The sequence below is a fragment of the Oceanibaculum indicum P24 genome, from assembly GCF_000299935.1.
In the GTDB taxonomy this organism is placed as follows: domain Bacteria; phylum Pseudomonadota; class Alphaproteobacteria; order Oceanibaculales; family Oceanibaculaceae; genus Oceanibaculum; species Oceanibaculum indicum.
Genome location: NZ_AMRL01000031.1, coordinates 1 through 12,230, shown reverse-complemented (window position 1 = coordinate 12,230; position 12,230 = coordinate 1). Strand labels below are relative to the sequence as shown.

Sequence of the window (12,230 nt, the reverse complement as noted above, 5' to 3'; positions counted from 1 at the left end):
CTTACCTCAGCTTCGGGTTGAGAGCATCACGCAGCCAGTCGCCGACCAGATTCACGGCCAGCACCAGGATGGCGAGCGCGGCACCGGGGAAGATCGTGATCCACCACGCGCCGGAGAACAGATAGTCGCTGCCGACATTGATCAGCGTGCCCAGCGACGGTTCGGTCGGCGGCACGCCGACACCCAGGAAGGACAGCGTCGCCTCGGTCAGCACGGCACCGGCGAGGCCCAGCGTGGCGATGACCAGGATCGGCCCCATCACGTTCGGCAGCACATGGCGCAGCATGACGAAGAACGGCTTCACGCCGATCAGCCGGGCGGCCAGCACATATTCCTTGTTGCGCTCGACCAGCGTCGAGGCGCGCACGGTACGCGCGAACTGCACCCAGTTGGACAGGCCGATGGACAGCACCAGCACCAGGATCGTCAGCTCCGCATGCTGCGCCGGCGGCAGCAGGCCGCGCATGATGCCGTTGATCAGCAGCGCCACCAGGATGGTCGGGAAGGACAGCTGGATTTCCGCCACACGCATGATGAAGGCGTCGATCAGCCCGCCCTTGTAGCCGGCGACGAGGCCCAGCGCGATGCCCAGCACCATCGACAGCACGACGCTGGTGAAGCCGACCAGCAGCGACACCCGGCTGCCATAGAGGATGGGGGAGAACACGTCGCGGCCCAGATTGTCGGTGCCCAGCAGGTAGCGGGCATCGCCATCGGCCTCCCAGAAGGGTGGCAGCTCGGAGTCCAGCAGGTTCAGCGTCGCCACGTCGAACGGATCGTGCGGCGCCACCAGCGGGGCGAAGACCGAGGCCAGGATCATCACCAGCGTGACGATGCTGGCGACGATGGTCACCGGCGACTTCAGGAAGCTGTGGAAGATGTCGCTGTCCAGCGCGCGCTTCACGCCATCGCCGAATCGCGCCACGGGCTTGTCGCCCTTGTTCGTCATCGCGCCGCTCATCAGTTGGCACCCTTCGCACTGTCGATGCGCAGGCGCGGATCGACCACGTAATAGAGAATATCGACGATCAGGTTAATGACCACGAAGAAGAAGGCGATCATCACCAGGTAGGCCGACATGATGGGGATATCGACGGACTGGATGCCCTGCAGGAACAGCCGCCCCATGCCCGGCCACTGGAACACCGTCTCGGTGATGATGGCGAAGGCGATGACAGTGCCCAGCTGCAGGCCGATGATGGTGATCACCGGCACCAGCGTGTTCTTCAGCGCGTGGCGGAACTGGACTGCCCGGTTGGCGATGCCGCGGGCGCGCGCGAACTTGATGTAGTCAGTGCGCATCACCTCCAGCATCTCGGCACGCACCAGGCGCATCACCAGCGTCATCTGGAACAGTGCCAGCGTGACCGCCGGCAGAATGACCGCCTTCCAGCCCGACAGCGTCAGGAGGCCGGTGGTCCACCAGCCGAGATCGACCACCTCGCCGCGCCCGAAGGAGGGCAGCCAGCCGAGAATGACCGAGAACAGGTAGATGAACAGGATGCCGATCAGGAAGGTCGGCAGCGAGACGCCGATCAATGACAGCGTCATGAATATCTTGGACAGCACGCCATAGCGGTGCAGGCCGGTATAGACGCCCATCGGGATGCCGACCAGCAGCGCCAGGATGATGGACAGGCCCGCCAGCTCCAGCGTTGCCGGCAGCCGCTCCGCGATCAGGTCGATGACCGGGCGTTTGTGCTGATAGGAAAAGCCGAAATCGCCGGTCGCCGCATTGGCGGCAAAACGGCCGAACTGGACGATCAGCGGATCGTTGAGGCCCAGTCGTTCGCGCAATTCCTCGCGCTCGGCCTGGGTTGCGTCTTCGCCGACCATCTGGTTGATCGGGTCGCCCACGAACTGGAACAGCGTGAAGGCGATCGCGCCGACGAAGAGCATCACGAACACGGACTGCATCAGCCGTCCGGCGATGAATTTAAGCATCTGGCGTCTTCAATCTCGAAACGAGCGGGCACATCGCTGCACCCGGAACAAAAGGGAACGGGAGTGCCCCGGTTGGGACACTCCCGCTTCAATTACCCAGTCTTACTTCACCGTCACATGACGGAAGTGGAACTGGTTGTCCGCGCGCTGCTTCAGCTCGATAGTGTCGCGCGCCGCCCAGACGACGGCCTGCTGGTGCAGCGGGATGTAGTAGGCCTGCTCCTTGACGATCTGGTAGCCTTCAAGGATCAGCTTGTCACGCTTGGCCTGGTCGGTCTCGGTCAGGATCAGCTTGGTGATCTCGTCGATCCGCGGATCGCTGAAATCGCCATAGTTGACGCGGCCCTGGCCGGTCTTCTCGTTCCAGGTGGACATCAGGTTGTAATAAACATTGTGGCTGTCGAAGCTGGACGGGGTCCAGCCCAGCAGGTAGATCGCGAAGTCCTGCTTGCCACGGTTGATGTCGGCGAAGAACTGCGCCTTCGGATAGGCCCGCATGTTCAGCTTGATGCCGACGCGCGCCAGCATGGCGGTGATCGCCTGGCAGATCTGCGCATCGTTCACATAGCGGTCGTTCGGGCAATCCATGCGGGTCTCGAAACCGTCCGGATAGCCGGCCTCGGCCAGCAGCTTCTTGGACGCCTCGGGATCGTACGGCCAGCGCGAAACCTGATCGGAAAGGGCGAACAGCTTCGGCGAGATCATGATCGAGGTCGGGTCGGCCAGGCCGCGCATGATGCGCTTCTTGATCAGCTCGATATCGATCGCCTGATAGACCGCCTTGCGCACCCGCGCATCCTTGAACGGGTTCTTGTCGGTGTTGGTGCCCAGCGCCTTGTCGCGGAACTGGTCCATGCCCAGGAAGATGGTGCGCAGCTCAGGGCCGCTGATGACGCTGGTGCCCTGGTTGTTGTTGATCCGGTCGATATCCTGCAGCGGGGCCGGATACATCATGTCGATCTCGCCCGACAGCAGCGCCGCAACGCGCGTCGCCGACTGGGTGATCGGGGTCATGGTGACCTTGGTCAGGTTATGCGTCGCCTTGTCCCACCACTCGGTATTCGGCACGAACACGGTGCGCACATCGACGGTGCGCTCGGTGATCTTGAACGGGCCGGTGCCATTGGCGTGCTGCCCGGCATAGCTCTCGATGCCCTTGGTGGTGTTGGTCGGAACGGTCGCGCCATTGGCCTCGGACCATTCCTTGTCCATCATGAAGAAGCTCTCCCACTGGGAGATCAGGATGGGGTTCGGCACCTCCGTCACGAAATCAACCGTGTAATCGTCAACCTTGACGACTTCCGTCACGCCGGCAACGCGGTCGCGGACGTTGGAGTCCGGATTGTTGATGCGCTGGTAGCTGAAGATCACGTCATCGGCATTGAAGTCGTTGCCGTTGTGGAACTTCACACCCTTGCGCAGATGGAAGCGCCAGCGGTTCGGCTCGACGATTTCCCACTTCTCGGCCAGCGCCGGCTCGATCTCAAGATCGGCGCCGCGGCGCACCAGGCCTTCATAGACATTGCCCAGCACGGAGAAGGTGAAGGTGACGTTGTGACCCATCGGATCGAGGGACGTGGTGTCGGTCTGGAACGCCCAGCGCAGCTCCTTGGCGTCAGCCGGGCCCGCCATCAGACCGGCGGACAGCACCGCGGCAAGCGCCGCAGTGGAAAGATATCGTCGTTGCATACTGAAAAAGCCTCCTTGGAACCCAAAATATAGACAACGGCAAATGATCGCCTGAATTAGAGTCAGCTGTTTTATAGGATTGCCGTTGAGACCGGGGATCAAAGCAGGGGTTACGATGTGATGTCAACACACGTCACCTATGCAATTTCGGCAAAAATTAGGACTTTCCAACAGCAGAATTTCATCGGAACGTCATAGACCGATTTCCAGCCTACCTCAGTACCTGCGCGACCCAATCTGCTTAACCAGACAGGCTGTTGGTATTACTATCCTAAATTCTTCTCCGCTCTCCCGGAGGCCGAAGGAACCCGCCATGACAAGCAGTGCCGCCCCCCGCCCCAGCCGCATTTCCACGACCGTCGATTTTTCCAGGGACGGCAAGCAGACCGGCTTCCTGCGGCTGCCGCATTCGGTGCATCGCTCCGCCTATGGCTGGCTGCCGATCCCGGTGGTCTGCATCAAGAATGGCGATGGCCCGCGCGTGCTGCTGATGTCGGGCAATCATGGCGACGAATATGAAGGGCAGGTGACGCTGTGCGATCTTGCCCGCACGCTCCAGCCCGAGGACATCAAGGGCCGCATCATCATCCTGCCGATGGCGAACTATCCGGCCGCCCATGCCGGCCTGCGCACCTCGCCCATCGACGAGGGCAACCTCAACCGTTCCTTCCCCGGCAATGCCGACAGCACGCCGACGCCGATCATCGCGCACTACATCGAATCGGTGCTGCTGGCCGACAGCGACTACATGGTCGATCTGCATTCCGGCGGCTCCTCACTGAATTACCTGCCGACCGTGGTTGGCCGGCAGGGCCGTACGCCGGAGGAAAGCCACAAGGTCTATGACCTGATGAAGGTGTTCGGCGCGCCCATCGGCTTCATGTTCCCGCCGGGCACGGAGGATCGCACCTCGACCGCCGCCGCCGCGCGCCAGGGCGTGATCTCGATCCTGACGGAGATGGGCGGCAGCGGCACGGTGACGCCGGACATCCTGAAGATCGCCAAGCGCGGCGTGCGTCGCGTGCTGGCCCATATCGGCAGCCTGAAGAATCCGGCGAAGGAACTGTCCGAGGAGCTGCCGGTGCGCCTGACCCGCGCGCCGAGCCAGGCCTGGTTCGTCTATGCCAGCGAGGATGGGCTGTGGGAGCCGCTGGTCAATCTCGGCGACGAGGTGGTTAAGGGCCAGCCCGCCGCCCTGATCCACTTTCCGGAGACGCCGTGGAAGGAGCCGGCCGAGGTCTGCTTCGAGGAATCCGGCGTGGTGGTGTGCAAGCGCATCCCGGGCCGGACCGAGCGCGGCGACTGCCTGTTCCACCTCGGCAGCGATTTCAGCATCGACTAGAAGTGATCGGGATCTGGGCGGGCCGGCGGCAGCACAGGCGCCGCCACCTGCCCCGCATCCAGCGCCGCGACCAGCCGTCCCACCGCCAGCAGCGAACGGTCGCGCAGCCCCATCGCGCGCAGCCGTTCCAGCGTGTTCAGAAAATACTCGCGGCACGCACCGCGCCCGCCGATGGCGCTGGCAACGATGGAGGCCACCTGCAGCCGGTCGAGATGGCCGGCATAGTGCGGGTTGCCTGGGTTGGCGACGAAGCACAGCGCCTGGATGCCGGTGCCGCCCGCCAGCAGCTGCCGCGGCCCGGCACGATAGACGCCATTGCCCATCTCCCGGTGCCACAGATAGGTCGAGATATCGGGAAGGTCCGACGCGGCCACTCGGTAGGCGATGCCGTTGCACGCCCCGCCCCGGTCCAGCCCCAGCACCAGCCCCGGCTTTTCCGGCGTCCCGCGATAGCGGTAGGAATAGACGCAGAAGCGCCGGTGATAGCCCTGCAGCCGTGCCGGCACCGCCTCGATATGGGGGAAACCCGGGTCCCACATCAGCGAGCCATAGCCGAACACCCAGGCATCGCCTTCGCCCGGCCCCCGATAGTCGAACAGGCGATGCGCCCGGCCCTCGGGGTCGGCGGAGCGGAACAGCGGAGAGTGAAGGAAATCATCGTTGCGCATGCTGTGCGCCACTATATGGAATGCAACAGCCTGCCGGAATAGCCTGTCCGGCATGCCAGCCACCGCCCTTGGGCCCATCTGCCACCAGTCCCGCCACCAACCCGCCACGAACCCGGATGATCCATGCCCAGCCGTTCCTTCCTCATCGCCGCCTTCCTCGTCATCCTGGGCACCGCCTATGCCGCCTACTGGCACCTGATGGCCGACCGGCTGGAGCAGGGCATCGAGCGCTGGGCCGAGCAGCAGCGGGCGCAGGGGGTGGAGGCCGGCTGGCGCGAACTGACATTTGATGGTTTCCCGCTTCAGTTCCGCGCGCGCCTCAGCGCCCCGCGCCTGATCCAGGAACGCGGCGGTAATGCCTGGTCCTGGCAGGCGGAAAGCCTGACGCTGGAGGCACTGCCCTGGCAGCTGCATAAGATTGCCTTCACCAGCGACGGCAAGCAGGCGGCCCTGCTGAACGGGCGCGAACTTGCCTTCGACCGGGCGGAGGGAACACTCAGTCTGGACGGTTCCGGGCGCATCGCCGAAGCCGATGCCACCCTGTCCCGGCTGGCGCTGGCACCGGGAGCTGGCCTGCAGGGCGCGACGGCGGAGACGCTGCGCCTTGCCGCCCGGCTGCCGGAGGAAGCGCCGCGCGGCCACACCGACCCCGGCCTGTTCGTCGAGGCTGACCTCAGCGGGCTGGCCATCGCCAGCCGCCAGGCGCTGCCGGTCGAAGGGCCGGCCGACCTGTCCTTCCGGGCCACCATCATGGGGGCGCTGCCCACCCCGCCGGACCGTGCGCGGCTTGCCGCCTGGCGGGACGCAGGGGGCACGCTGGAAATCGAAAGCCTGTCGCTCGACTGGGCGCCGCTCAGCCTCGATGCCTCCGGCACGCTGGCGCTGGACCCGGCCCTGCAGCCGGTCGGCGCGTTGAGCGCCACCCTGTCCGGCCATGGGCCGCTGTTGCAGAAGCTGGTCGCGATGGGCTGGGTCCGCCCGCAGGATGCCAGCATCGCCGCTGTCGCCTTCGGCCTGCTGGAGAAGCCGGGCAGCGATGGCCGGCCGACACTGAACGCCCCGGTGACCGTGCAGGATGGCTATCTCTATATCGGGCCGGCACGCCTCGCGCCGGTGCCGCGCATCGTCTGGCGCTAGCGATTCAGATCCCGGCGCTCTTCGCGCACCGCATCGGGCCACTGCTTCTGCACATAGGCGATGACGGCCCAGATCTCGGCATCGTCCAGCCGGTGCTCATAGCCCGGCATATCGTTGCGGTAACCGCGCGGCGAGTAGGGCTGGCCGCCATATTTCACGATCTCGAACAGCGCCTTGTCGCTGCGCAGCGGGGACGGCCCGTCGGCATCCAGTGGGGTCGGCGGCCTGCCGCCCTGCGGGAAGGTCTGCTGCCAGCCCGGCTTGCCTTCCAGCGCATCGCCATGACAATAGGCGCAATGGCCGAAATAGACCGCCCGTCCCAGCTGCACCTGGGCCGCGTTGTCGGGGTCGGCGGTATCCGCGCGCTTCACCGATTCGCGATCCCAGAACACCGCGCCGATGGTCGCGATGGCGGCGACGATGCTGGCGGTCAGCAGGAACTTGCCGCTGCGGCTGATGCGCGGCAGGCCGGGCATGCCCTCCTCGGCATCCTCATCCACCCGCTTCACGCCGCGTTTGGCGTCCAGGCGCTGCTGCCGCCGCTTGTAAGGATCGATGGCCATCGGGTATCCGTCCGGGATCGCTGAGAGCGGGCAGAAGTATAACGTCACCCGATTTCGGGGCGAAGCTCATAAGAAAACCCCCGGCGCGGGCCGGGGGTTCCCAAACTCTTGTCTGGCGGCAGCGCCGCTTAGTGCAGCTTGCCGGGCAGCTCGTCGATGGCGTTGTCGATCAGCGCGTTGGAGGCCTTGGCGTCCAGCTTCTCGTCGAGCAGGCGACGGGTCGCCGCGATGGCGACATCGACCGCCTTCTCGCGCACTTCCTGCAGCGCCTTGGCTTCGGCCTGGGCGATCTTCTCCAGCGCCTGCGCCTCACGCCGCTTCAGCAGCGCTTCGAGGTCAGCCTCGGCCTGCTGCTGCTGGCGCTTCGATTCCTCGCGGGCATGCGCCACGATCTCCTCGGCCTCCTGCAGCGCGTCACGCTGCTTGCGCTTGTAGGAGGCGAGCAACGCCTGGGCGTCCTCGCGCAGCTGCTGCGCTTCCTCGATCTGCTGGCGGATACGCTCCGCCCGGCCATCGAGGGCGCCGCCGATCTGCCGCATCGCCGGCTTGTAGGCCAGTGCGACGAAGATCACGAAGGAGACGGCAACCCAGAAATTGGTGTCCTGCAGCATGACCGCCCCCTTAGCCTGCGTCTTTCATGGCGGCCGTGACGGCCTTGGCGGCATCGTCCTCGCCGACGTCGCCACCGATCAGCCGGGCCGCCGCATCGCGCGCCACATCCGTGGCGACCTGGCGGATATTGTCCAGCGCCTCGGTCTTCGCGGCCTGAACACGGCTTTCCGCCTTTTCAAGCTGCTTGGCCAGCTTCTGCGACATGTCCTGCTGACGCTTGGCGGCTTCCGCATTGGCCTTCTCGGCGGCCTCGGCGAACAGCGCCTGCGCGCTGGCGCGGGCATCGGCCAGCGCCTTCTCGTATTCCGCCAGCACGGTTTCCGCCTCTTCCTTCAGACGCTGGGCTTTCTCCAGGTCGTCAGTGATGCGGCGCTCGCGCTCTTCCAGGACGTCACGCACACGCGGCAGCGCCACGCGCGACATCAGCAGATAGAGCACGATGAAGGTCACCGCGAGCCAGAAGATCTGGGTCGCGAAAGTGCTGGGATCAAGCTGCGGCAAGCCTGCACCGCCGCCTTCCGCGGCCAGGGCCGAAGCGCTGGACACGGCCAGGCCGGCAATACCGGCGCCAACAGCCATGAGGGATCGGAGGCTTGTCATCGCAATCCTGCCTTTGGCAATCCTGCCTGGTTCCTCTGGTACGGACAGCGGCAGCCGGAGCCACCGCTTCCGTGGACCCGGCCGGGAGGACGAACCGCCCCGGCCGGAAACCGGACCCGAAGGATCAGGCGAACAGGATGAGGAAGGCGATCAGCAGCGCGAACAGCGCAATCGCTTCCGTCAGCGCGAAGCCCAGAATGCCGATCGGGAACACTTCCGAGCGGGCAGCCGGGTTACGGGCAATGGAGGCGATCAGGGTCGAGAAGATATTGCCGATACCGACGCCGACACCCATCAGGGCGATCACGGCCAGGCCAGCACCGATCATCTTGGCGGCTTCGAGTTCCATCGTTTCGGTCCTCTAGGTTAGGTGGAACAAGATTACTATTAGCGACGCTGGATCAGCGGCTAATGCAGGTGGATCGCATCGCGCAGATACAGGCACGTCAGGATCGTGAAGACGTAGGCCTGCAGCACGGCGACCAGAATTTCAAAGGCAGTCAGCGCCACATTGATTGCAAGCGGCGCCACACCGAACACGCCCAGCGCGATGGTGAACATGGCGAACACCTTCATCATGGTGTGGCCGGCCATCATGTTGGCGAACAGGCGGATCGACAGGCTGACCGGGCGCGCCAGGTAGGACAGCACCTCAATCGGAATCAGGATCGGCGCCATGTAGATCGGCGCGCCTTCCGGGAAGAAGAAGCTGAAGAAATGCAGCTTGTGACGCACCAGGCCGATCAGGGTCACGATCACGAACACGGCAAAGGCCAGCGCGAAGGTGACGATGATGTGGCTGGTGAAGGTGAAGCTGTAGGGGATCATGCCCAGCAGGTTGCCGAGCAGGATGAACATGAAGATCGAGAACACGAAGGGGAAGTATTTGCGCCCCTCCGACCCCACGCTGTCGCGGATCATCCCGGCGATGAATTCGTAGGACAGCTCAGCCATCGACTGCAGGCGCGTCGGCACCATGCCGCGGCCGCGGACGGCGAGCGTCAGGAACCCGGTCACCAGGACGACGGCAATGGTCATCACCAGCGAGGACTGGGTGTAGGAAAGATCGAGACCGCCAACCTCAATGGGAATCAGCGGCTTGATCTGAAACTGTTCGAGAGGACTGCTGGCCAAGGCTTGCCCCGTTCCGTGCGGTTAAGCGTCGAGGTCGGTTCCGTCTTCGTCCCGGGCCTTTGCCGTTGGCTTCCTGTAGCCCGGCGCCAGCCCGATCCCCATGATGGCGCGGTAGACGTTCATCACGCCGGCCCCCGCCCCCAGAAAGAAAAACACCACCATTAGCCATGGTTTCGTGTCCAGCCACGCATCGAGCAACCAGCCAATGCCGAGCCCGACAGCGAGTGCGGAGACCATCTCGACCCCGATCCGCAAACCCGTCCCGAAAGACGAGTTCAGCGATCCGGCGCCGCCCGACCGTTCCTTCTTTCCGCCCTGCGTGCCCCGCGCCTGGTTCAGGCGCTCGGCGATGTCCCGCAGGGACGTTTTTTCCGGCTCACGATCAGTCAAGATGAACACACGAACCCAAGGCTTCCGGCGATAGCGCCGTCAGCGCGACGCGGACCATAAGGACTGCCCCCCACCCTGTCAAGGCAGGAATCGGGCAGCCCCGGAGGCGCGGAATTCCGCCTCTTTCCGGCAGCGCGATCAGGCAATGGCCCGCAGCTTTTCCGCACCGCTGAGATCGACCGAGACCAGCTGGCTGATGCCGCGTTCCGCCATGGTGACGCCGAACAGCCGGTCCATCCGGGTCATGGTCAGGCGGTGATGGGTTACGACCAGGAACCGGGTGCCGGTTTCCGCCGCAATATGGTCCAGCAGCTGGCAGAACCGGTCCACGTTGCTGTCGTCCAGCGGGGCGTCCACCTCGTCCAGCACACAGATCGGCGACGGGTTGGTCAGGAACACGGCGAAGATCAGCGCCAGCGCGGTCAGCGCCTGCTCGCCGCCGGACAGCAGCGACAGCGCCTGCAGCTTCTTGCCCGGCGGGCTGGCCATGATCTGCAGGCCGGCCTCCAGCGGATCGTCGGATTCCACCAGCTCCAGATAGGCGCGGCCGCCGCCGAACAGCCGCACGAACAGCTCCTCGAAATAGGCGTTCACCTTGCCGAAGGAGGCGAGCAGCCGTTCCCGCCCCTCACGGTTCAGCGCACCGATGGCCTGGCGCAGCTTGGCGATGGCCTGGATCAGGTCGGTGCGCTCCTGCTGCAGCGTCTCGACCTGGGTCTCGACCTCGCCGGCCTCCTGCTCGGCACGCAGATTGACCGGCCCCATGCCGTCGCGCTCGCGGCTCAGCCGCTCCAGCCGCTGCTCCACCTCCGCCTCGTCCGGCATTTCTTCCGCCGGGTCGATGCCGCCTGCCGCCAGCGCCTGATCGGGCCGGCAGTCGAGACGCTCGCGCACCCGATCAATCAGCACCTGCCGCGCCTGGCTGGCCTGCTCGACCGCCGCCTCAGCACGCACCCGGTCCTCGCGCGCCTCGCCCAGGCTGGCCTCCAGCGCGCGCAGCAGGCGCTGCGTCTCGGAGGACGCCGATTCCGCCTCGGCCAGCGCCACCGCCGCCGCCTTGCGCCGGCGGTCGGCATCGGCGATGCCGGCAACCAGAATGGCGCGCTGTTCGGCGATCTCCGCCGGCCGCTTCTCATAGCCGGCGATGGCGCTGCGTTCCTCCGCCTGACGCGCCTCGATCTCGGCTATGCGCTGCGCCGCGCCCTTCGCCCGCCCCTCCCAGGAGCGGCGTTCGTCGGCGATGGCGGCCAGCCGCTGGCGCCGCGAATCCGCCTCGCGCTTCAGCGCATCATGACGGCTGCGTGCCTCGACCACCGCCATGCGCTTCTCGGCCAGCAGAGCACGCCCGGCATCGGCCTGCTGGCGGCGTTCGGCCAGATCGCCTATCTCCACCAGCGCCGCCTCGGCGGCCACACGCTGCTCCCCGGCCTCCGCCTTCTCTGCCGCCAGCCGCTCCAGCGAGGCGGCAAGCGCGGCCTGCCGCGATTCCAGTGCCGACCGCTTCTGCGCCAGACGGGATTCCTGCTCGCGCAGCCCGTTCAGCCTGGTGAAGGCCTCGCGTTCCGCGCTGCGCGCCTGCGCCTCGGCCTGCCGGGCAGCGGCCTCGCCCTGCCGCGCCTGCTGCACCTCCGCCTCCGCCGCGCGCACCGCCTGTTCCGTCGCCCCATGTGCCTCGGCCAGCCGCGCCAGTTCGGCTTCCGCTTTGGCCAGATCGGCTTCCAGCGCCACCAGCCGGTTCTTCTGGCGCAGCCGGGCCGCGGCGGCGCTTGGCGCCCCGGCGGCAACGGTGAACCCGTCCCAGCGCCACAGCCCGCCCGCACGGTCCACCAGCCGCTGCCCCGGCTTCAGCGCATCACGCAAGGAGAGTGCCGCCGCCTCATCCGCGACCACGCCGATCTGCGACAGGCGCCGCGCCAGCGCCGCAGGGGCGGTGACGAAGCCGGACAGCGGTTCCGCCCCCGCCGGCAGGGATTGTGCGACATCCAGCGGCGGCAGTTCTTCCCAGCGGCGCTGCCCGGCCCCGCCGAGCGACGCATCCAGATCCTCGCCCAGCGCAGCACCCAACGCCGCCTCATAGCCCGGCTGTGCCGACAGCTTCGCCAGCACCGGGGCCTTCTCATCCTGCCGGTCGGTGAGCGCGGCCTGCAAACC

At 66.0% G+C, this 12,230-nt stretch carries 12 protein-coding genes and 1 pseudogene; 2 read left to right on the top strand and 11 right to left on the bottom strand.

The annotated features are described in order from the left end of the window. Position 1 precedes the first annotated feature (1 nt). The 3 genes from P24_RS16775 to P24_RS16765 form a co-directional block, all read right to left on the bottom strand. On the bottom strand, positions 2–961 hold the full coding sequence (locus tag P24_RS16775) for an ABC transporter permease (RefSeq protein ID WP_008945939.1): 960 nt from the start codon (positions 959–961) through the stop codon (positions 2–4). Continuing rightward, the gene (locus P24_RS16770) at positions 961–1,944 is read right to left on the bottom strand and encodes an ABC transporter permease (RefSeq protein WP_008945938.1); all 984 of its coding nucleotides are present in this window, start codon (positions 1,942–1,944) and stop codon (positions 961–963) included. The genes P24_RS16775 and P24_RS16770 overlap by 1 nt, the downstream gene beginning before the upstream one ends. A gap of 102 nt (positions 1,945–2,046) precedes the next feature. Continuing rightward, positions 2,047–3,633 carry an ABC transporter substrate-binding protein gene (locus P24_RS16765; RefSeq protein ID WP_008945937.1) on the bottom strand — a complete coding sequence of 529 codons (1,587 nt, stop codon included), beginning with the start codon at positions 3,631–3,633 and terminating at the stop codon, positions 2,047–2,049. 313 nt (positions 3,634–3,946) lie between these two features. Here P24_RS16765 and P24_RS16760 point away from each other — a divergent pair, with 313 nt between their 5' ends. Further along, a complete protein-coding gene (locus P24_RS16760; RefSeq protein WP_008945936.1) occupies positions 3,947–4,975 on the top strand; it encodes a succinylglutamate desuccinylase/aspartoacylase family protein in 1,029 nt (342 codons plus the stop codon). On the opposite strand, the gene P24_RS16755 is transcribed toward P24_RS16760, so the two are convergent. Beyond that, positions 4,972–5,643 (bottom strand): gamma-glutamylcyclotransferase, encoded by a 672-nt coding sequence (locus P24_RS16755; RefSeq protein ID WP_008945935.1) that lies wholly within the window; start codon positions 5,641–5,643, stop codon positions 4,972–4,974. The two genes, P24_RS16760 and P24_RS16755, sit on opposite strands and share 4 nt — an antisense overlap. A 123-nt stretch (positions 5,644–5,766) precedes the next feature. Between P24_RS16755 and P24_RS16750 the strand changes: the two genes are divergently transcribed. Beyond that, positions 5,767–6,780: a DUF2125 domain-containing protein gene (locus P24_RS16750; RefSeq protein ID WP_008945934.1), complete on the top strand. Its 1,014-nt coding sequence runs from the start codon at positions 5,767–5,769 to the stop codon at positions 6,778–6,780. On the opposite strand, the gene P24_RS19460 is transcribed toward P24_RS16750, so the two are convergent. The 7 genes and pseudogenes from P24_RS19460 to P24_RS16715 form a co-directional block, all read right to left on the bottom strand. Then, positions 6,777–7,343 (bottom strand): c-type cytochrome, encoded by a 567-nt coding sequence (locus P24_RS19460; protein ID WP_008945933.1) that lies wholly within the window; start codon positions 7,341–7,343, stop codon positions 6,777–6,779. The genes P24_RS16750 and P24_RS19460 overlap by 4 nt on opposite strands. A gap of 128 nt (positions 7,344–7,471) precedes the next feature. After that, on the bottom strand, positions 7,472–7,954 hold the full coding sequence (locus P24_RS16740) for a F0F1 ATP synthase subunit B family protein (RefSeq protein WP_008945932.1): 483 nt from the start codon (positions 7,952–7,954) through the stop codon (positions 7,472–7,474). 10 nt (positions 7,955–7,964) lie between these two features. Beyond that, the gene (locus P24_RS16735; RefSeq protein ID WP_202802410.1) at positions 7,965–8,555 is read right to left on the bottom strand and encodes a F0F1 ATP synthase subunit B family protein; all 591 of its coding nucleotides are present in this window, start codon (positions 8,553–8,555) and stop codon (positions 7,965–7,967) included. A 124-nt stretch (positions 8,556–8,679) separates the two neighbouring features. Further along, a complete protein-coding gene (locus P24_RS16730; RefSeq protein WP_008945930.1) occupies positions 8,680–8,904 on the bottom strand; it encodes an ATP synthase subunit C family protein in 225 nt (74 codons plus the stop codon). A gap of 59 nt (positions 8,905–8,963) precedes the next feature. Further along, the gene (locus tag P24_RS16725) at positions 8,964–9,689 is read right to left on the bottom strand and encodes a F0F1 ATP synthase subunit A (RefSeq protein WP_008945929.1); all 726 of its coding nucleotides are present in this window, start codon (positions 9,687–9,689) and stop codon (positions 8,964–8,966) included. A 21-nt stretch (positions 9,690–9,710) separates the two neighbouring features. Next, complete coding sequence (locus P24_RS16720) at positions 9,711–10,088, bottom strand: AtpZ/AtpI family protein (RefSeq protein ID WP_008945928.1); 378 nt, start codon at positions 10,086–10,088, stop codon at positions 9,711–9,713. Between the two features lie 129 nt (positions 10,089–10,217). Further along, positions 10,218–12,230 (bottom strand): annotated as a pseudogene (locus P24_RS16715) (chromosome partitioning protein ParA); the annotation flags it as partial.